At 50.7% G+C, this 21,348-nt stretch carries 17 protein-coding genes, 1 pseudogene and 1 riboswitch; of the genes and pseudogenes, 8 read left to right on the top strand and 10 right to left on the bottom strand.

From position 1 onward, the window contains the following. Positions 1-12 precede the first annotated feature (12 nt). Together WH45_RS04840 and WH45_RS04835 are read right to left on the bottom strand one after the other, a co-directional pair. Positions 13-816, bottom strand: a complete 804-nt coding sequence (locus WH45_RS04840) for a transglutaminase-like domain-containing protein (RefSeq protein WP_046213257.1) — start codon at positions 814-816, stop codon at positions 13-15. A 140-nt stretch (positions 817-956) separates the two neighbouring features. Continuing rightward, a riboswitch (cyclic di-GMP riboswitch) is annotated at positions 957-1,039 on the bottom strand. A gap of 171 nt (positions 1,040-1,210) precedes the next feature. Beyond that, positions 1,211-1,861 (bottom strand): class D sortase, encoded by a 651-nt coding sequence (locus WH45_RS04835; protein ID WP_046213256.1) that lies wholly within the window; start codon positions 1,859-1,861, stop codon positions 1,211-1,213. A gap of 416 nt (positions 1,862-2,277) precedes the next feature. Between WH45_RS04835 and WH45_RS24200 the strand changes: the two are divergent. After that, a pseudogene (locus tag WH45_RS24200) lies at positions 2,278-3,575 on the top strand (alpha-L-fucosidase). A gap of 293 nt (positions 3,576-3,868) precedes the next feature. Here WH45_RS24200 and WH45_RS23855 read toward each other — a convergent pair. From WH45_RS23855 to WH45_RS04815, 4 genes are all read right to left on the bottom strand, one after another. Beyond that, positions 3,869-3,952 carry a putative holin-like toxin gene (locus WH45_RS23855; protein ID WP_152663487.1) on the bottom strand — a complete coding sequence of 28 codons (84 nt, stop codon included), beginning with the start codon at positions 3,950-3,952 and terminating at the stop codon, positions 3,869-3,871. A gap of 464 nt (positions 3,953-4,416) precedes the next feature. Then, a complete protein-coding gene (locus WH45_RS04825; RefSeq protein ID WP_046213255.1) occupies positions 4,417-5,289 on the bottom strand; it encodes a sugar phosphate isomerase/epimerase family protein in 873 nt (290 codons plus the stop codon). 104 nt (positions 5,290-5,393) lie between these two features. Further along, a complete protein-coding gene (locus WH45_RS04820; protein ID WP_046213254.1) occupies positions 5,394-6,251 on the bottom strand; it encodes a sugar phosphate isomerase/epimerase family protein in 858 nt (285 codons plus the stop codon). Continuing rightward, complete coding sequence (locus WH45_RS04815) at positions 6,248-7,309, bottom strand: Gfo/Idh/MocA family protein (RefSeq protein ID WP_046213253.1); 1,062 nt, start codon at positions 7,307-7,309, stop codon at positions 6,248-6,250. Before WH45_RS04815 ends, WH45_RS04820 begins: the two co-directional genes overlap by 4 nt. Positions 7,310-7,559: 250 nt before the next feature. Between WH45_RS04815 and WH45_RS04810 the strand changes: the two genes are divergently transcribed. The 5 genes from WH45_RS04810 to WH45_RS04790 all read left to right on the top strand — a co-directional run bounded on the left by WH45_RS04810 (position 7,560) and on the right by WH45_RS04790 (position 12,416). Next, the gene (locus tag WH45_RS04810; protein WP_200897659.1) at positions 7,560-8,432 is read left to right on the top strand and encodes an AraC family transcriptional regulator; all 873 of its coding nucleotides are present in this window, start codon (positions 7,560-7,562) and stop codon (positions 8,430-8,432) included. Positions 8,433-8,551: 119 nt separating this feature from the next. Next, positions 8,552-8,770 carry a hypothetical protein gene (locus tag WH45_RS04805; protein WP_046213252.1) on the top strand — a complete coding sequence of 73 codons (219 nt, stop codon included), beginning with the start codon at positions 8,552-8,554 and terminating at the stop codon, positions 8,768-8,770. 11 nt (positions 8,771-8,781) lie between these two features. After that, the gene (locus WH45_RS04800; protein ID WP_324292917.1) at positions 8,782-9,312 is read left to right on the top strand and encodes a hypothetical protein; all 531 of its coding nucleotides are present in this window, start codon (positions 8,782-8,784) and stop codon (positions 9,310-9,312) included. Between the two features lie 43 nt (positions 9,313-9,355). Next, on the top strand, positions 9,356-10,585 hold the full coding sequence (locus WH45_RS04795) for an RtcB family protein (RefSeq protein ID WP_046213251.1): 1,230 nt from the start codon (positions 9,356-9,358) through the stop codon (positions 10,583-10,585). Positions 10,586-11,123: 538 nt separating this feature from the next. Then, positions 11,124-12,416, top strand: a complete 1,293-nt coding sequence (locus WH45_RS04790; protein ID WP_046213250.1) for an MFS transporter — start codon at positions 11,124-11,126, stop codon at positions 12,414-12,416. Positions 12,417-12,615: 199 nt separating this feature from the next. Here WH45_RS04790 and WH45_RS04785 read toward each other — a convergent pair whose 3' ends face one another. From WH45_RS04785 to WH45_RS04775, 3 genes are all read right to left on the bottom strand, one after another. Beyond that, positions 12,616-13,461: an SDR family oxidoreductase gene (locus tag WH45_RS04785; RefSeq protein WP_052723626.1), complete on the bottom strand. Its 846-nt coding sequence runs from the start codon at positions 13,459-13,461 to the stop codon at positions 12,616-12,618. Between the two features lie 277 nt (positions 13,462-13,738). Beyond that, positions 13,739-14,851, bottom strand: a complete 1,113-nt coding sequence (gene uxuA / locus WH45_RS04780) for a mannonate dehydratase (protein ID WP_046213249.1) — start codon at positions 14,849-14,851, stop codon at positions 13,739-13,741. A 67-nt stretch (positions 14,852-14,918) separates the two neighbouring features. Beyond that, positions 14,919-15,854, bottom strand: a complete 936-nt coding sequence (locus WH45_RS04775) for an AraC family transcriptional regulator (RefSeq protein WP_046213248.1) — start codon at positions 15,852-15,854, stop codon at positions 14,919-14,921. 300 nt (positions 15,855-16,154) lie between these two features. On the opposite strand from WH45_RS04775, the gene WH45_RS04770 reads away from it, so the two are divergent. Beyond that, on the top strand, positions 16,155-17,072 hold the full coding sequence (locus WH45_RS04770) for a PD-(D/E)XK nuclease family protein (RefSeq protein ID WP_046213247.1): 918 nt from the start codon (positions 16,155-16,157) through the stop codon (positions 17,070-17,072). A 133-nt stretch (positions 17,073-17,205) separates the two neighbouring features. After that, entirely contained in the window at positions 17,206-20,676 is a 3,471-nt protein-coding gene (locus tag WH45_RS04765; protein WP_046213246.1) for a PAS domain S-box protein, read from the top strand. Positions 20,677-20,800: 124 nt separating this feature from the next. Here the strand turns inward: WH45_RS04765 and infC are convergent, their stop codons facing one another. Beyond that, positions 20,801-21,277: a translation initiation factor IF-3 gene (gene infC, locus WH45_RS04760; RefSeq protein WP_046213245.1), complete on the bottom strand. Its 477-nt coding sequence runs from the start codon at positions 21,275-21,277 to the stop codon at positions 20,801-20,803. Positions 21,278-21,348: the final 71 nt, after the last annotated feature.

The raw sequence follows: 21,348 nt of genomic DNA, 5'->3' as shown, positions 1-21,348 counted from the left end.
GTGGTTATTCTCTTAATATACTTTGCTTGCATGATACTGGGCAGCATCCTTGGCAAATGGTACCGGCTTGCTGCTTTGTTGAAGTGAAGCGTCTACGGTTGCGTCAACAGTGACCCATTTACCGTTCAGATAGACTTCATTCCAGGCATGGTATTCCTTGACGGCAGATGTAGTGCCCATTACCAGCTTGGCAGGGATGCCCTGGCTGCGCAGCATCGCTGCATTCAGGGAAGCGTAGTCGTAGCAGATTCCTTTGCGGGAAGACAATGTCTGCTGTGGATTGGGTACATAGGTAGTTGGCAATGCGCCAGCGAGCTGATAATCATATTTGATATTGGCGGTGATGTAGTTGTAGATAGCCTGAGCCTTTTGCTGATCGGTTGCGGCATTCTGGGTCAGCTTGGCTGCAAGTGATGTCACCGCAGGGCTGTTTTTCCAATCGATGTTCTGAGTGGAAGCGAGATAGACGCTGTTCTCATTGCTCAGCTTCACCTGCAGGGAGTCCGAAAATACTTTTTTGTAATTGTTACCGGCAGTATTCTCCAACACGCTTACTTGATACGTACCGCTGCCCAGCTGCAGTGGCAGGGAAGTATCTGCACGCGAAGAACTCAGATTATACGTATAGCTGGTATCGTTTTTGGTAATCATAACTTTGGTGCGTGTGTTGGACGGAGTTTCATAATGAACAGCGACATAGCCCTGATCTGCGTTGGAAGCGTCCAGCCAGCTGGAATTCTCGGCTGCAAATACAGACACCGGAGCTGTTGCAAGCAGCGATAGAGTTGTCAAGCAAGTTAGCAAAAGTTTCTTCATAACGACAAATCCTTTCAGAGGCTATTAGCCAATCCGAACAAGGGTTGCAATAACACCTTGTTATCCGTCGTTTGACTAAACCATTATATTCTATAAAGTGTAATATTTTACAATTAAATGATACAAAAAGAGCTTTTCCGTTCGGTAGCTGGCTGCCAACCCCTGTGGGTAAGGCCCTATAGCTTTGCGTCCCTGTCTTTAAACAGGTTTGCCGTTATCGTGTAAAAGCTCTAAAATAAGCAAGTTACATATTAACAAATATTCAATTGATGAATAATCATGTATTTTATGGGTAAACTTAAATGTTACTTGTTAGTTATAATACTATAGTATCACAATGATAATTCGACGAAAAGCGTCAAACTACAATGTACGCGAAATGAATAAATTGCCATTAATTTGCATTATTGTCGACGCGTATCGCATGTACAATCAAGCGATGTGTCGGGTTAATGAGCGGATCGCAGGTTACCAGCGTCAGTTCCTGAGAATGATGATCGCTTTCCAGCACTGAGACTTCGGTAGGTTCCACAATACGAATCCGGTCTACCTGGTAGTTGTACTGCTGACCGGAAGACTCGATCTGCATCTGGTCTCCGACTTTAACTTCATTCAGACGGTTAAACAGGCGGCCGACTTTATGGGCACGATGAGCAGCAACAGCAAAGTTTCCTTTTTGCCCCAGCTGATCGGTCTCGGAGATATGGACAGCGGCGCTGCGCATATTTTCACGAGTGGCCCCTTCCACAACCGGCAGTTCCACGTCGATTACCGGGATACGTATGACCCCCAGAATCTGTCCATTTACCGGTGTTTCTGACTTGCTATTTATATTATCGGCAGCAGCACCCTCATTTAGTAGAGCATTTACCTCAGAATAGCCGATTTTTAAATTTTTTGTCGTATCCTGATGAGAAACGGCAGCCTGCTGCTCTGCCTGACTGAGCAGACGTTCCTGCTGCCAGTCGTCATACCACTCATTGGCCTGTGGATACACGATCACCAGAATGCCTAGAATAATCAGTGCATACGCCCACTTTTTCATATAGATGTTAATCCTCCTGCAGCTTGGATTTGTCGAAATTACTCTTTGTATCCCAAGGATAACATTCTATATCAGATATAAAAAGGATAAATTCCCTCTACTTATTAATAACCATATATTGTAATTTGATAAGCTAAAATCAGGAATTATTTGGAATTTTATTTTGTTGAATATATTGCATTTTGGAATTTGTAATGGATGCCTTGAAACCGGCATTAGAGAGACTCACTACTGCAGGAAGATGATATAATACCATAAGACATAACATTATGATGTTTGATGAAAAAGGCATATGCAATTGAAATCAGCCCAATCGCAGCCGATCATTGGACGGACAGACAATCAGGTACATCGATTCAGTCAACACAGATACAAGACCAATCTAAACACGCTGCAGGCGGAATGGAGATGGATGTATGAAGACTGGGAATAATGATGACAGTGCAAAGCAGATGCCAGAACAGTGGAAATGGTTCACGGACAGTCGGTTCGGGATGTTTATTCATTTTGGACCATATGCGCAGTATGGGCGCGGAGAGCAGGTGCTTTTTCGCGAGCATCTGGACCATCAGGAATATGCAAAGCGCGCGTGTGCCTGGAACCCGGAGCATTTTAATGCCCGATTATGGGCGCAGACGGCGCGCCGGGCCGGGATGAAATATGCCTGTATGACTACCCGGCATCATGACGGGTTCTGTCTGTGGGATTCAAAGTATACGGACTACTCGGCAGCTGCCCAGGCATGCGGACGGGATCTGGTGCGTGAATTTGTGGAAGCGTTCCGGGCGGAGGGACTGCGTGTCGGACTGTATTATTCGTGGATGGACTGGCGGATTCCGGCGTTCTTTGACGGGCCGGGTCTTGATCCTGAGGGCTGGCAGGATATGAAGAAATATATGCATAATCAGGTGGAAGAACTGCTGACCCGGTATGGTCAGATCGATCACTTTTTCTTTGACGGGGTGTGGCCGCGGACGGCGGAAGAGCTGGGCAGTGTGGAGCTGGTACGACGGATGAAGGAGCTGCAGCCGGCGATTCGGAAGTGCTCGGTGACTTTGGCACACCGGAGCACCAGATTGTAGCCGATCCGAACAGGCTGTGGGAATCGAATCAGGTAACAACCTGGCGGCTGTGGGGCTACGCATCCGGAGAGCGCTGGCGCCCGGCGGATGTACTGCTGGATATGCTGTGCGAATGCGCGGAGAAAGGTGGGAGCCGCGGCGGTAATCTGCTGCTCAATGTTGGTCCCCAGCCGGATGGCCAGCTGCCGCCGGAATTTGTGCAGCGTGCTCTGGCCATTGGGCAGTGGTTGGAGGTGCATGGAGAGGCGATATACGGATCGGATGGAGGCAATATGACCGAGTTCATCACCCGGGGAAGACAGACGACGAGCGGGAACAATCTGTATCTGATCATTCGCTTCTGGGATGGCGAACCGGTACTGCGGCTGGCTGATCTGGTATCACGGGTAAACCGGGTAACCCTGCTGACGACCGGACAAGAGCTGGAATTTGAACAGCAGGAGGGCGTGCTGTGGATCAAAGGACTGCCCAAAGAGCGGCCGACTGCCCTTTTCCCGGTTATACGGGTGGAATGTGATGGGGTGCCGGAGAGTAATGTGTGGGGCAAGCAGCGATTATGGGAAGGCGCCCCGTCGCGGATCGCCGACTGGGCGAGGACGAGAGGTACGTCGGTGTATACGAATGAGAAATAGATTGAAAAATTAAAATCGTATCATAGAAAATGATTACTATGGATAGTAATCGTAATATTGAGTCAGCTTCTGTATAAAGAATAATATTCATCATTGATATGACGTATATACATCATTTACATTGATAAATAATCCAAAAAGTATTCAAAACTCATTCCTGTTGATGTATACTGGAATTAGAAATAAGCAAGGAGCCGTGCTGGTAACACGACTCCTTGGTACAATCACTGCGTAAAGAGCAGTCGGCTTTCATGTAGGATTAACGAATAGACCGTATCCCTAGCGCGGGCGGTCTATTTCTTTTTCATGTAGGTAAGAAGCGCCAGAATGAACATGCCAAACAACAGCATCAAACTGAGAGTGTCCTTGACCTCCATGGGCTTCACCTCCCTTCAGGAGGAGATTAGCCGACCGCCCTTATTGCCATAAATTGTACTCTGATAGTATAGCATGAAACGATTTAAAATACGTAAAAAAGTTATGCGTGTTATAATTTGGGAACAAACCTATAAAAAGCGGATAAGATAGTTACCAGCCCTGTACGGGTAACTATCTTATCCGCTTTTTATATATCCAGTTTACGTTTGATTCCCAATCAATAGTTGATCTACCCATTAGCGCAAGAACAAAGAATGACTAAAAGTTGAAAATGGGTTCGAGTGAAGTAACCTAAAAGGCAGACTGCTGGAATTATCGCAGCTTTCTGCCTTTTAGAATCTTAAAACAATTAAAACTTATATGAATCGGTACGGAGTCTGCAATAATCTATCCATCTGAAGGAGGCTCCATATTATACGATGGAAGCAATATACAAATACTTGATGAATATTAATCTGAAAGCCTACACCTTCGCCTTAAACCCCTGGATAAATTCGACAGCCTGGCGGATATCCTGCTCCGGCTGATTGCCAACCTCGCGTTCGATCGTCAGATAGCCGGTGTAACCGATATCCTGCAGCGCAGCGAAATATGCTTTGAAATCGACGCTGCCTTCACCGAGCGCAACTTCCTGGAACCCGATACTGCCATCTTCAAAGGCGGCGATCTGCTCATGATTCAGATTGCCATATACATCATGTGGATTGACTTCGCGGGTGCGGATACCGTCTTTGACATGGGTATGCACGATATAGTCGCGCAGCGTATACACGCCCTGCACTGGATCATCACCGGTGACCATTACCATATTGGCCGGGTCAAAATTCACAGCGACGCCCTTGCTGTCGAGAGAATCGAGGAACTGCTTGAGCCTAGCAGCCGGTTCCGGGCCGGTCTCGATCGCAAAGTAGCCGCCTAATTCCGAAGCGAATGCTGCCAGTTCATTGCAGGCTTTTTGCATGATGGCATATTCCGGGGCAGAGGTATCCTCGGGCACGATGCCGATATGAGTCGTTACAATCGGGGTTCCGAGTTCCAGCGCCAGGGTGAGAATCTTTTTGGATTTTTCGATTTTCCAGATGTTATCCTGCTCGCTCTGGAAGCCGTTGCCGCCAAAGTCTGCACATAACGCAGATACTTCCAGTCCAAGTCCAGCCAGATATTCCTTGAGATCGAGGCGGCGATCAATACCGAGATTATCCGGGTCCATAACGCCTTCGGTTGCCCAGATCTGTACGCCATCTGCACCGACTTCTTTGGCTTTGAGCAGATTCTCACGTAGTTCAAGTTTGAATGCATCGGCGATGACACCGATTTTGCCAAGTTCTGTTGCCATGGAATCACTTCCTTTACAGTTTTGGTAGAAGAAAAATAAGGCTGCCAATAGACAGACCCAAAGGCATGCTGTGCCGTACTAGGCGATCCCTCTCTTTTCGTCACTTATACCTCGTCCCAGATCCGCTGTACATTTTCCATTCCGATGCGGGCGCCGGTCATGCCATCTTCCATACCTTCAAATTCAACCGAAATATAGCCGTCGTAACCGGACGCCTTGATAATATGCAGGATCTTCCACATATCGAGATCGCCCTGTCCGATAATGGCACCGCGCAGATAGACGCCGCTTGTACTGGTGAACCAGCCAGCCCCCGGATTGCGGTGGGAGGGACGCAGGTAAAAGTCCTTGATGTGCACCATGGAGGCATACGGCAGATTTTTCTGCACTGCAGCTACCGGATTCTCGTCCGCACATACAAAATTACCCACATCCAGCGTCGTGCGATAGTTGGGACGGTCAACCGCCTGAATCAGTGCCTGCACCCGGTCAGCGTGCTGGATCAGAAATCCGTGATTCTCGACGCTGGTAGTAATCTCATATTTGGCGGCATAGTCGGCGATCCGGCGGCAGGCATCTGCGAGCCGGTCCAGATGGCGGTTAAAGTTGGCGATGGACACATCCGGTGAAGAGGCCACATCATGGCGCATCAGCTTCACACCGAGCCGGGCCGCGATGTCGACTTCGCTCATGACCCGTTCGATTTCCTTTTCATAGGCACCCTGGTCATCGGTCAGAAAATTGGCACCGATTGCATAATTGGACAGCTCAATCCCCTGTTGGCGGGCACGTTCGGCGATTTGCAGTGTCAGCTCCGGATGGTCGGACAGACTGTAGCTGAGTGGCACAATCTCCACATGCTGGCCGCCCAGTTCAGCCGTATAATCGATCACATCGAGCACGGTCATTGCCCCGGAGCTGAGCGCTCCATGCAGGCTGTACGTACTGAGTCCCAGCTTCACAGGATCACCTCCCGGCGCAGACGGGCCGATTCATAAATGGCTGTCAGCATGCGCATCATCTGTACGCCGTCTTCGACCGGACTGATCGGCTGGCTGCCGGTACGCACACACTCGACGAAATGACGAATCTCATTCTCGAATGCTCCTTCAAAATAAAAGCCGGGATGGTCGGTCTGCGGCTGGATATTGAGCACGGTGTTGTACTTTTCCGTCGTAATGGAGACGGCAGGATCGACCTCGAATCCGCCCTTGCTGCCGTACAGGCGGATCATGCCTTCATTTTCCTTGGCATGGAGACTGAAGCTGACATCCACCATCAGGGAAGCGCCGTTTTTGAAGCGGATCATGACGTTGGCCATATCTTCTACATCGTTCTTGGTCGCGTCGTAGTCGGCTGCTTTGTAGTGGGACAGATGCTGGATATGGGCGCGGTTGCCGAGCTTGTAATACGTATTGCCGCTGACCGATACGGGTTCGGGACGTCCCATCAGATACCAGCACAGATCAATGACATGTACGCCGATATCGATCACCGGGCCGCCGCCGGAGCGTTCGATATCGCTGAACCAGCCGCCGGGATTACCGAAGCGACGGATATAGGAAGCCTTGGCATAATAGATATCTCCAAAGTCACCCTGATCGCTGAAATGCTTGAGCATCTGGGCATTATCGTCATAGCGGCGAACGAATCCGACCATGAGCAGCTTGCCGGATTCCCGTACAGCGGCTTCGATCTGATGTGCTTCTTCCATGGTGCGGCAGAGCGGTTTCTCGACGAGTACATGCTTGCCGGCCTTGAGGGCGGCGATACTGATCTCGGCATGTGTATTGTTCCAGGTGCAGATGCTGACGGCATCGATCTCCGGATTGGCGAGCAGTTCATTATAGTCACTGTAGGCACGGGCGCCTGCATAATGGGCAGCGACCGTTTTGGCTCGTTCTTCATTTTTATCGCAGACGCCGAGAATGCTCACGCCCTCATGATTTGCATAAGGCTTCAGATGATACTCCGAGATGCTTCCGGTTCCAATGACACCAATACCAATTGTCGTTTTCATGTGCAGTATCTCTCCTGTTCAGCGGAAGTTATGTAGATTGAACCGATTATATAATCCGGCTGCAGGAGAGGTCATGAATGGATTTGCGGTTTATTTGGACAATTGTGCTATCCATGATCTTTACGGTATAGTTAAAATTGGAAAAGAAGCCTACATATACTGTTATTTCAATGGAAATCATTCGACGACGTATGGAGAACTGGCGTATCATCTGCTGTCAGACTCGTACGGTATCAAAGGAGGATGGCCCGTGAACTGGCCGGTGGATCTGCAGGAACCGATGAGTATGCCCGACCCCTATTTTCCGATCAAGCTGAACTTCTGCAAGTCTTATGAGTACGGGCAGGTGATGTTTCCGCATCACTGGCATCGTCATATGGAATTTCTGTATTTTGAGAGCGGCGAAGCGATCATTGAGTGCAATGCCGAGCCGGTGCATGTACGGGCCGGTGATCTGATTGTGCTGAACAGCAATGATCTGCATCAGGGGACGAGTCTGTCCAATCATCTGATCTATTATGCGCTGATCGCCGATCTGAATTCGCTGCAGAGTCCTTCGCAGGATGCGGTGGAGACCCGGTTCATCACGCCGATGAGCCAGAACCGGCTGCTGTTCCGCAGTCATATTAGCGGGGATGAGCGGCTGCAGCGGTGCATGTCGGAGATTGTGGAGGAATTCCGCAGCCGGGAGATTGGACATGAATTATCGGTAAAATCGTACATGTATCAGCTGCTGTCTCTGCTGGTACGCGGTTATGTCGCGGATATCTCGGACTGGAAGCATACCGAGCACCGGATGAAGAATCTGGAGCGATTCACTCCGATTCTGCAGTATATTGAAGAGCATTACGCTGAAGAGATTACGATCGATCGGCTCGCCGGATTGGCAGGGCTCAGCCGGTTTCATTTCAGCCGTCTATTCCATGAGCTGACGAACCGGACGGTGACCGAATATATTAACCGGGTGCGGATCAATCGGGCGGAGTATCTGCTGCTCAATACGAGCATGACTGTCTCGGAAGTGGCGATGGCTGCGGGGTATAACGATATTTCCTATTTTAGTCGTACATTCAAAAAATACCGTGATTTTGCACCATCCGAGACACGTATGCTGCTCTCCTGATCGCCATCCAGTGCGCGAGTCTCGCAGTAGAACCAGGAGCAACATGGAACAGAATAGTGACTGGTTTGAAGAATTGTGCTAATTTCACGGCAACTCGGGAATAAGGGAGATTGGAAAGCATGTTAAGTATGTTGTTATGGGGCGGTATGATTTTGCTGGCGCTCGCGGTATTGTTGAGCAGCCAGATCATGGGCGGAGGATATGCCCGTTGGTCGATGGATGAAGAAGCCGCAGAGACCTACCGGAACCGCAAAAAAGTACGTATGCGCTGGGCGCTTCGCTGTATACTGGTGGCGATAATTTTATTTGCTGCAGCACTGGTTGTGTATAATCTGTAAATGAAGCGGCGCTGATAAAAGGACTGGAGATTGCGCCGTTCCATATTCTGGCGCACAGCAGCGGCTCATTGATGGATCGATCGCATGAATGGCATATGCAGCATGCGGCTGAACTGGCGGAATATTGTCCGCTGTTTATGCCGACCGAATACCGGGTCATGGATATTGAAAACGATCCGGACAGCGAGCAGGAACTGATTCGCTGGTGGACAGAGATGACCGAGGATGGGCATGAAGGAATCGTGCTCAAACCGGAATATATGACGATGTATGATGGAGACCGGCTCATCCAGCCGGCGATCAAGGTCAGAGGTCGCAAGTATCTGCATATGATCTATGGTATGGATTATCTGCAGCCGGAGCATTTGAAAAGATTAAAGCAGCGCAAAACGCGTAAAAAAGAACGCCATGCATTGATGGAATTTGCGCTTAGTCTGGAGTCGGTTGAACGCTTCGTGCGCCGTGAGCCGCTGGAGCGTATGCATGAATGTGTGCTCGCTGCACTGAGTCTGGAATCGGACGCTATCGATCCGCGACTGTAGATATACCAGCAAACGAACATTTATACAAAGGAGTGTGAACAACATGGCATTTCAAGTGATAGAAGGTGTACGCATCTGGGGTGAACCTGATCCTGGAGCATTGAGCCAGGCGGTGACCTGCTCGCGGACCGGTAATGTGGTGCAGACGCTGCTGATGGCGGATCATCACAAAGGCTACAGCCAGCCGATCGGCGGTGTAGTTGCTTACAGCGGTCAGATCTCGCCGTCAGGCGTTGGCTATGATATCGGCTGCGGCAACAAGGCGGTGCGCACCAATCTGATGGCAGCGGATATTCGTCCGCAGATCAAGGCGGTGATGGATCGGATCGCAGCCAGCATTTCTTTTGGCGTCGGCCGGGTGAATCAGCAGCGGGTCGATCATGAACTGTTCGACGATCCGGACTGGGATGTGTATCTGTCCGCAGCAGGCCGCGAAGGGCATGACAAAATGAAACGGCTGGCCCGTGAGCAGCTCGGTACGGTCGGCAGCGGTAATCATTATGTCGATCTGTTTGAAGAGCAGGAGACCGGCAGACTGTGGATCGGGAACCACTTTGGCAGCCGGGGGTTCGGTCACAAGACAGCCAGCGGATTCCTCAATCTGGCGGCAGGTCGGGAATTCCTCGGCAAGGCACCGGGAGAACATATGGATCAGCCGCCGGTACTGCTGGATCTGAACGATGAGCTGGGGGATATGTATTACCGGGCGATGAAGCTGGCCGGGCGGTATGCGTATGCCGGCCGGGATTATGTGATTGACGAAGTGCTGAGACTGCTCGGTGCCGAGGCGGATTTTGAAGTGCATAATCATCATAATTTTGCCTGGAAAGAGCAGCATAACGGGCAGGAGACGATTGTGGTACGCAAGGGCGCCACACCATCTGCACCGGGACAGCTTGGCTTTATCGGCGGCAGCATGGGTGATATTTCAGTGATTGTGCAGGGCAAGGACAGTGCAGAGAATGCGGAAGCCTTTTACAGTACGGTGCATGGCGCCGGCCGGGTCATGAGCCGTACCCAGGCTGCCGGTAAAATGAACTGGAAAACCCGTACACGCTCCGGCGGACAGATTACACGCGAACAGATGAAGCGGGCCGTATCCAGCTTTGGTGTGGAGCTGCGCGGGGCGGATACGGACGAGAGCCCATTTGTATACCGCAAGCTGCAGACCGTCCTGGATGCGCACAGCGAGACACTCGATGTACTGCATGTACTCAAGCCGATTGGCGTATGTATGGCGGGTGCCGATGAATTTGATCCTTATAAAGACTGAATACACTTTACAATAGTAATAAATGGAACAGATAAATATATTATTTTGGATATGGAAAGAGCAGAGCGTTATCTCGCTGTGCTCTTTTCTGTCTATCTGGAGGAAGCAGAAGAGCGGAATAGCAGCATTTCGAGTTATTAATATCTTAAATAAGCTTAATATTTTATTTTTAATCGTAATTACGTTATTTTTATATGGATAAAACCAGATTAATCCATTAATATAATATTCAGGTTTAGGGGATAGAAGTCTATTTTTTTATTTTTTGCCTAGTCAATCGGCTGTACACATGCGATACTTAAAATTGACAAAAGTAAAAAGGAAATCATATACTATTTCTAATTCTAAATTATGGATATAATTACTATTAGAACAATTTAATGCCATACATATTTAGCAAGTCTATTGTATATCCATACCTCCTAGCCTGTTTCAATATATTGATTGAATTTGAATTTAAAGCGCTTCAATTTTTAGAATCCATACCATATCCATGTATTTAGAAGATCAAGGATTAGCAAAGAAAGGGATGGGGTTTTTGATTAGAAAATCGTTTTATATGTTATGGGGGACACAGACCGTATCGAATATCGCGGATATTGTGTATACACTCAGTCTGGTGACACTGGTATTTACAGAGAGCGGTTCGCTGCTGACGACGATCTTTATTCCATTGTTCCGGATGCTCTCCAAAATGATCAGCGGGCTGATCGCTCCGCTGGTCATGTCTAGGAGCCGACTCACTTCCATTCTGATCGGGTCACAGCTGGGGCAGTTTTTGATCTTCACAGGGCTAATCTTTTATTTGTGGACGAGTGTTGAACCGTCGTATCCGATTATTTTCATGGCGGTGTTTGGGATGTCCTTTCTGGATGGATGGACCGATCCTGCGCGTAATGCATTGATCCCGAGGCTGGCGACCGGTGACGGTCTGATGCGGGCCAATGGACTGATGTCGGTAAGCGACCAGATCGTCAAGTGCTCCGGCTGGGCACTCAGCGGTGTAATCGTTGCTGTGATCGGGGCGATTCCGACGATGTGGATTGCGTCGGTCAGTTACTTTCTGGCGATGTTTTTTACAGCATTTATCCGTGATCCGTATGCGGCCGGGTTAAAGCAGGCTCACTCCGCAGCTTCTACAGCATCCGGGGCAGAGGGGGAAACACGCAAGCCAACTTATGGGCAGCAGCTCGCCGAAGGATGGAAAATCCTGGCTACCAACCGGCGTATCCGTACGCTGGCGATTGTCGATAATATCGATACGCTGGGCGGAGCAGCCTGGCTGGGTGCATTTATTCTCGCCTTTGTCGTGCAGGTGCTGCATCAGGATGCAAGCTGGTGGGGCTTTATGAACACGGTGTTCTTTATCGGATCGATTGCCGGCGGTGTATTTATTGTAGCCCGCGTCAAAAAACTGCAAAAGAATGCCTATCTGCTCATGCTGCTCAGTCTGCTTGCCTATGTGATCATTACGTTCTTCTTTGCCTTTAATACAATTCCGATGCTGGCGCTGATTCTGTTCGCGGTATCAGGGTTACCTGTACAGATTGCAGGCATTATCCGCCGCACACTGATCCAGCAAAATCTGACGCCGGAAGAGACGCCGAGCGCCATGTCTGCCCTGAGTGTGCTGAGTAACTTCACATTCGCGATTGCGATGCTGCTGCTGGGCTGGATTGCCGATCGTTTTGGGATGCGGGATATGTATGTAGTGGCGGGACTGATGACCACTGCGGCTGTTGTGCTGGGATTTGCCTATCGTGCGGTGTTCCGGGAGGAAGTGGCAGGGGGCTATGCGGCGGAAGAGAATGTTGTGGTGAACAAAGCCTGAGATGTGCCAATGTAAATGTACTGATTGAGCAGTATTTACTTTCATAACTAAAGGTATAAAAAAAGAACATACACTAAAAAGAACATAGACCAAAAAGAAGCAGCGGCTTTCGCCGACCTGCTTCTTTTTGGCATAGTCTTCTATAGTTATCTTCTACCGTCATCTTATACGAATGAGCCGTGTATTCCACCACTTGCTTCTATACACCGGAGTAGGCCATAAAGCCGCCGTCCACAGGTACGACAATACCGGTAACGAATCCGGAAGTATGCGGGTCGGCCAGCCAGAGCAGGGTGCCGAGCAGGTCCTGCGGTACGCCGAATCGCCGCATGGGGGTGTGGGCAAGAATTTTCTCCGAACGGGCAGTCAGTGAGCCGTCGTCGTTTTTAAGCAGCTTTTCATTTTGTGCGGTCAAGAAGAAACCGGGGGCGATCGCGTTGACCCGGATGCCGGCATCGGCAAAGTGAACAGCCAGCCACTGGGTGAAATTGTTGATCGCTGCTTTGGCTGCGCTGTAGGCCGGTACTTTGGTCATTGGAGCGAAAGCGCTCATGGATGAAATATTGATCACTGTTGCACCCGGGCGGTCGATCATGTTGCGCGAGAATACCTGGGTGGGGATCAGGGTGCCGGTCATATTCAGATCGAGTACCTGCCGGAACCCGTCAATCTTGATATCGTAAAAGGTCTTTTTCAGCTCGTCGTCCAGATCGGCTTCCCGGAATCTCTCCTCGGAAGTGTTGGCATCCGGGTGGTTGCCGCCTGCTCCATTGATCAGAATATCGCATGGTCCGAGCTGGGTAGTTACCGTGGTCTCAGCGAGAATGACACTGTCTTCGCGGGTCACATCGCAGCCGACCGCTATTGCCTGTACGCCAAGGCTGCGAATCTCCTCGGCCAGCTGTTCCCCTTTCTCCACGGTACGATTCAGGATGGCAATATGGCAGCCCTGATGGGCAAGTTCCAGTGCCATCGCCCGGCAGAGCACGCCAGCACCGCCGGTAATGACGGCGACTTTTCCATGCAGGCCTTCATGCAGCGGCAGAGGCTGGGTACTCGACTCGGCAGGCGGCTCATGCTCCTTGGCTTCTACCGTACGGATCACTTCGCGCAGTGTCTTGTCTACCAGCGAGTTGCCGGTGGAGGGAGCTGCCGGAGCAGCTGGCGGCTGGGGAACATCGGAAAAAGACTGCAATCGCGTATTATCCGCAGACCTGGCAGCCTCAGAAACCGGAATGCGGGAAGCCGCCTCTGTAGAGGCAGACTCCCTGACGTTATCCGAAGCGGCAGAGGGATCGGCTGTGGCCATTTTATCATGATGCTCATTCATCGCTGATCCCTTCCTTTCGGTTCGCCGCTGCAGCCAGAGGGCGATTCTGGCGATACTGGAGGGAATCCCATAATCCCCACAAATACATAATTCCAAGCGCACGGTCATACAGGCCATAGCCGGGACGGCACTGCTCTCCCCAGAGATGACGTCCATGATCCGGACGGCAGTACCCGGTAAATCCTTCTTCATGATAAGCCTGCACGATCCCGGCGATATCGACCGTGCCATCTATAGTACGGTGCGATGTCTCCTGGAAGTCGCCGTTTTCTTCCACTTTGACATTACGGATATGTGTAAATGGAATCCGGTCTGCAAACTCATGGATCATGGAGATGATATCATTGTCCGGATTCGCGCCGAGTGATCCGCTGCACAGCGTAACGCCGTGCGCCTTGCTGTCATACATGCCCAGGAAGCGGCGGATATTGTCCTGACTGCGGATAATGCGCGGCAGGCCGAAGATCGACCATGGTGGATCATCCGGGTGAATCGCCATCTGGATACCATTGGCCTCGGCCACAGGAATAATCTCGTCCAGAAAATACTGCACATTCCTCCACAGATCCTCTTCCGTAAATCCCTGATACGCCTCAAACAGCTCGGTCAGATGGGAGAGGCGCTCCGGCTCCCAGCCGGGCATAGTCAGCGCGGAATTGGACTGAATCTGCATCACCAGCTCAAACGGGTCCATATTCTCAATCCGGCTGTTTTCATAAAATAGGGAGTTGGAGCCATCCGGCAGCGGATGGTGCAGATCCGTGCGCAGCCAGTCAAAAATCGGCATAAAGTTATAGCAGATCACTTTGACACCGGCTTCACCCAGATGTTCAATCGTCTGCTTGTAGTTGGCGATATAGCGGTCACGGCTGGGAAGTCCCAGCTTGATGTCCTCATGGATGTTGACGCTCTCCACGACTTCGATATGTAAGCCGTAACGCTCGCTGAGTGCCTTCATCTCCTGCACCCGTTCCCGTGGCCAGACTTCGCCCACGGGAAGATCATGCAGTGCCCAGACGATACCTTCCACGCCTGGAATCTGACGTATCTGGTCCAATGTAACGGTGTCATTATTCTCACCGAACCAGCGAAATACCATTCTCATACGGTTCACACTCCATCTATATGATATGATGCTGCGCATGGATGCCTTGGCCGGTTGTGTGCTTTATTTATACACCTGCCTCCAGCGGTTGACGCATCTGGAGATGAGTTTTGCGGTAATGACTCGGAGAAATGCCCGACCAGCGCTTGAACTGGCGGCTGAAATGGGCGATATCCCGGTAGCCAAGCGTAGTCGCGATATCCTGAATGGACATTTGCGGATCGGCCAGCAGCAGCTTGGACTTGTGCAGTACCAGATTCGACAGATAGCTGCGCGGCGAGATGGCAAACACCTGATGGAAAATACGATTGCAGTGCGAAGGGCTGATGCCCAGCTCGGCTGCAATATCGTCGATGCCATAATGCGAATCCGGACGCTCGGCGATCTGGCTTGGGTTGCGGTTCACAATGCCCTGCAGCCGGGCGGCAATCTGATGCGCCAGCTCCATATGAGCATAGGTGGACGGCGACACCTGTGCCGCTTCATTTAATAAAATCTCCCACAACACGCTGAACAGCTCAAACGAAGCGGCCTGCAGACGAATCCGACGGGTAATCATATGCTGGCTCTCATGCTCGGCAGCCTGCACGAGCTTCATGATGCACGGCTGCACCTGCTGCGCCGCCATGCTGTCCTTGCGGAAGACAAGCTGGTGCAGACGTTCCAGCAGCGACAGGAACACCCGATCATTCATCTCGAAATGAATGCATACATAGACCAGCGACTGATCGCCGACACTGCGGCTCGTATGCGGAATCCCCGGCGGCAGAATAACGACATCGCCGGCCTGCTGGGTATAGCTGTGTGTACCCGCTTTCATTTGCTGGGTCCCCTGCAGAACATAATTGATCTCATACTGGTCATGCTTATGGCTCGGGCATTCCCAGTCCCGGCTAACCTCCCGCAGATGGATACCCAGCAGATTGACCGTCGTCTGTACGTCCGGGCAGATGGTCTCAGACAGGCTGATTCCCCATTCCGGTGATATAAAGGAAGTAGACATCGATAACCTCCAATCTCACATTTTATGCTTGATAGAGTTCTGTTGTAAAAGGCCTGGATAGTTGTACAGTATCGTAATAAATAGATATGGGTAATTTTGCTAGTCTTATTATTCCCAGCATACATGGATATCGTTAAAAATGAAAGGGTTTTCATTAATAACGTTAAAATGAATATGCGTGAATCTCCGATCGGTTGGAAGCTCTTTGCGATACTCTCTAAAGAGTTATCGCAAAACCTCTGGTATAATGGGTATAATTACGATAAATATCTACAAGTATCTACAGAAAGGCTGTCTGGCATGGCAAAATACCCGCAATGGTCCTACTCACAGTCCAGGGCCAATATGTTTGATGAATGTCTTCGTAAATATTACTTTCACTATTACGGTTCCCATAACGGCTGGAATGAAAAGCTCGGTTCGGAAGAGCAGGTGCAGGCCTACCGGCTGAAGCAGCTGCGCAATTTCTATCTGCTGTTTGGCGATCTGGCGCACCGGATGTGCGAATCGGCGCTGCGGCAGTGGGACGAATCCAAAAGTTCGCCGCGGCCCGAGTTCCTGGATACTACGATGCGCAAGCTGCTCAACGACGCGTATATACAGTCACGCGACCTGGAAGGCTGGATGCGCAATCCCAAGCATCATATGATGCTGTCCGAAATCTATTATGGCGACGATACCCTTAACAGCCGCATTGCTACCATCAAGCAGCGGCAGGAAGAGTGCGTGCGTCACCTTTATCATAACAAGACCTGGCAGGAGATTACCGGCAGCCGGGTGAATATTCTGGAAATCGAGAAATGGGATACGATGATTCTGTTCGACACCAAAGTGTATGTCAAAATGGACTTATTGTATCGCAAAGAAGATGGCACAGTTGTCATTGTGGACTGGAAAACCGGCCGCGAAGATGACTTCTCCGACCAGCTGTACCTGTACGCTTCGTATGTTCAGGAAAAATACAATATGCCCCTGGAAAATATCCAGATCCGGGTGGAATATCTGGTTACGGGAGAGCATCAGGAATACAGCGTTACCCGTGAAGATATCGTCAAAGTCGAACAAAACATCGGCAGGTACATCGAGGAGATGCGCTCCTGTCTGGATGATGATTATTATAACCGGCCCAAGCCGGAGTCTTATTTCACCGCAATGCCATCTCCGCGCAAATGCAAGGAGTGCAACTTCCGTGAAATCTGCAAAGACCGGGCAGTCTGAATATTTGACTGTTAGTCTGCCGAAGCAAGCTGACGGGTTTATCAGCCTATCGCAGCAGCTGACAGGGTCTGCAATGACAAGCAGCTGACCGTGCACTACGTTCAGGACATATTAATCAAAGGAGGATTGGTTCGTGGATATCTCATCTGCACCAGGCATGTCCTTACTAGCGCATGTATACAAGCATACCCCGCAAGGGATTGCAGTCTTCTCGCCTCAGGGTGAATGTCTGCAGGTCAATCCCGCTTTTTGCCGGTTACTGGATTATGAAGAGGACGAGCTGAAGCAGTTTTTGAATATACAGAAGCTGGCGGACAGCTGGCTGTATCAGCAGCAGAACGACATATTGGAGCGGCGTCTGATGCGGCGCGACCAGAATACGATCTGGTTATCCCTGCAAGTGTCGCGCTATCCGGATGTACCGGAGCAGGATATGGAGTATCTGGTGCTCTATGCCAGTGAAATTGCCGATCGGGAAGAGGAAGACCTGTATACGATGGTCGCTCGCAATTCATCCAGTATGATATCGGTCAGCTTGCCGGACGGTACGATCAACTACGTATCGCCTTCGATCAAAAAAGTGCTCGGCTACGAGCCGTATGAAGTTATGAATTCCAAGCGGATGGAGTATTACCATGAGCAGGACGCCCAGGATATGCTCAAGCCGGGCCATATGTATAATGACAGCAAAACATTTATTCGCCGGGCCAGACATAAAGAAGGGCATTATCTGTGGATCGAGGTCTTTACCCAGACGATGCATAATGCAAGCGGCGAAGTGGAGCGAATTCTCAGTATTGCGCAGGATGTAACCAAGCGCAAAGCCCAGGAAGATATTATCTCCCGTGCCCACAAACTGGCCCAGATCGGTGCCTGGGATTGGGATATGGTCAATAATCGGATTCATTTCTCCAGAGACATCCGGCGGATCTTTGGCAATGTAATGAAACCGGTGGAGCTGAATACCGATTCGTATATGTCCACCATTCATCCGGACGATGCCGAACGGGTCATGAAATGTATTCTGGATGCGGTTCGTGACGGTACCAGTGGAGAAGCCCTTTACCGGATTGTACTGCCCGGTGATATACAAAAAGTCGTGCAGGCTTACTGGGAAGTGATTACCGACAAAGTCAGCGGCCAGCCGCTGCAAATTATCGGCATCGTGCAGGACGTAACCGCCGGCCATCAGATGAGTGAGCAGCTCCGGCAGAGTGAGCATAATTACCGTCTGATCACGGAAAATTCACTCGATATGATTTCCCGGCATTATGATGATCAGGAATTCACGTTCCGTTATGTATCACCGGCCAGCATGATTATTCTCGGTTATGAACCCGAAGAGCTGATCGGTCGTTCATGCTATGAACTCCTGCACCCGGAAGATGTCGACAAGGCACGCTGCTTCCTCGAAGAAATCAAAGGCAAAGGCAGCCAGCATGATACGATCATCTTCCGCTATCGGCACAAAAAGGGCCATTATATCTGGTTCGAGACGGTCAGCCGGTACGCCTATAACGAGCAGGAAGGCAGCTACGGTTACACCTCTGTCTCCCGTGATATTACGGAGCGCAAATATCTGGAAATGGTGCTGCGTGACAGTGAATATCGCTACCGTTCCTTATTTGAGAACAATCCATCGGGCGTATGTGCAATGGATCTCAAAGGACATTTCCTGTCGGTCAACAGTAGTCTGGAGGAGATTACCGGCTTCTCCCGTCATGAATTGATCGGACGCCGGATTTTCAGCTTCTTCTCGGCGGAGGACCTGGACAAAATCACTCATCACGCCCGGATGGCGGCGCGCGGTGTTCCGCAGACGTACGAGATTTCGGTGCCGCGCAAAGACGGTTCCTTTTTCCCGGCGGACGTTATCAATGTGCCGATTATGGCGGATACCGAGGTTATCGGATTGTACGGTATTATTACCGAGACAACCAAGCTCAAGCAGTATATCAGCCAGATCGAGAAGCTGGGCAATGAACGTGCGCTCATCCTCGATTCGGTCTCGGAAGGCATATTCAGTGTGGATGCGGAAGGTCACGGCATTTTCATCAACCGGGCCGGTGCGGAAATGCTGGGGCTGACGATGCATCAGCAGGAAGGGCAGGGTCTTTATAATGCTCATGGCTGGAATCAGGCGCTCTATGATGTGGACATCCTGAATGAACAATCGGCGATTATCCAGGCGATCAAGCAGGGGTCCCCTCATCAGGCACAGGAGACAATTTTTTGGAAAAACGACGGTTCGAGCTTCCTTGCCACTTATCGGGTGACACCGGTGTACGAGCAGGGCGAATATCGCGGGACGGTTATCGTCTTCCGGGATATTACGGATGAGAAGGAGATTCTGCGTGCCAAGGAATCCGCCGAAAAGGCAGACCGGGCCAAATCGGAATTCCTGTCCGTGATGAGCCATGAGCTGCGTACACCGATGAACGGTATTATGGGCATGACCGGTCTGTTGGCCGATACGGAGCTGGATGAGCAGCAGCGCAGCTATCTGGAAATTGTAATGAACAGCAGTGAAACGCTGCTGCAGCTGCTCAATGAAATACTGGACTTCAGCAAGGCCGAAGCCGGCATGCTGACACTGGAACCAGAACCGTTCGAGGCATCGAGAGTACTCGATTCTGTTGCAGATCTGTTCCTGATGAGAGCTTCCGAGAAGGGGACCGAACTCACTGTCGAGATTGCTCCCGAAGTACCGGAAGTGCTGGTCGGCGATTCCGGACGAATTCGCCAGATTCTGATCAATCTGGTAGGGAATGCAGTGAAATTCACCGAGCAGGGACAGATCAAGGTATCGGTTCGTGCGCTGGAGCGCTCTGAGGGACAAAGTGATAATCCCGAGGAAATCTGGCTTGAATTTGCTGTACAGGATACCGGTATTGGCATTGCTCTTCATCAGCAGCATCTGCTGTTCCAGCCGTTCTCCCAGCTGCATCCGGTCTGGAACCGCAAGTATGGCGGCACCGGGCTTGGATTATCCATTTGCAAAAAGCTGGTGGAGCTGATGGATGGCAGCATCGGCGTCATCAGCGAGGAGAACCAGGGTGCGATGTTCCGATTCGTACTCAAGCTGGGCAGCGTCACCGCCGATCAGCAGGAGAAATCGGATGAACAGCAGTCGGTGAGTATTCATGCCGGCGGTCAGACTGCCAGGGCAGCTGTCGCCAGTATGGCGGCGGATATGCCGGAGCTGCGCATATTGATTGCCGAAGATCATCCGTCCAATCAGCGGGTTCTGCTATCCATGCTGCAGCGGGAAGGCTATACGGCAGATCTGGTCATGAACGGGGAAGAGGCGGTACAGGCCTGCATGACTAGGACGTATGATCTGATCTTTATGGATGTACAGATGCCGGGCATGAACGGACTGGAAGCTTCCGAAGTAATCCGGAATCATTTTACGGATGAACAGACCCCTCTGATTATTGGAGTAACAGCATTTGCCCGTCATGAAGACAGAGAGCGCTGCCTGGCTGCAGGCATGCATAATTTTGTCAGCAAACCGATTATGGGTTCCGAGCTGCAGCGGGTGCTGCAGGAGAGTGCGGCCATTATCCGCTTGCGGCGCCCGGTCAGTGATCCGCAGCTGTAAGGATCAGAGACGGAATCTAATGTGGCAGCAAACGGATGGATAAGAGATAAAAAGAGGAGCACCCCGCGATCATTCGGGTGCTCCTCTTTTTGTATGTCTTTTTTGGCGTTATAACGTTACGAAGTTATACCGGATCGACCTGTACCATGGATTGTTTGCCGCTGACCTGAATGCCGGTCTGTGGTTTGCCGACTTCCTTGAGATCGCGGAGCAGGTCTTCGATAATCGATTTGGCTTTGGCGGCTTCCTTGCTGCCCTGGGTTTTGACGACGAGCAGGACAGCATTGCCGGATTGCAGGATGCGCAGTGCCTGATTTTTCTTGGTTTCATAATCATGATCTTCGATATTGGCAGTAAGACGAATTTCTTTGACCTTGGCCGGGCGGTCGCTTTTGGCAGCCTGCTGTTTGTTCTGTTTGGCGGCTCCGGCAGCGATCAGCTGACAGGGCGGCGGGCTGCTGAATAGCGAATTGCATACCAAATCGACCTTTAGCTGCTTAGCCATCTGCAGCGCTTCGTTCGTCGGCATAATCCCGAGATCTTCACCGTTCAGGCCGGTCAGATGCACTTCGGATGCTTTGATCTTTTCATTTTTTATCATGGATGATTCCTCCAGCTTGTCTATTGATCTTGCCTTATTATCAGCTGCACCAGCTATCAGGCTGTATTGTA

Origin of the sequence: Paenibacillus wulumuqiensis (genome assembly GCF_000971965.1) — a bacterium.
Lineage (GTDB): Bacteria > Bacillota > Bacilli > Paenibacillales > Paenibacillaceae > Saccharibacillus > Saccharibacillus wulumuqiensis.
The sequence above is the reverse complement of the archived record's forward strand: the minus strand, read 5'-3'. Positions and strand labels throughout refer to the sequence as shown.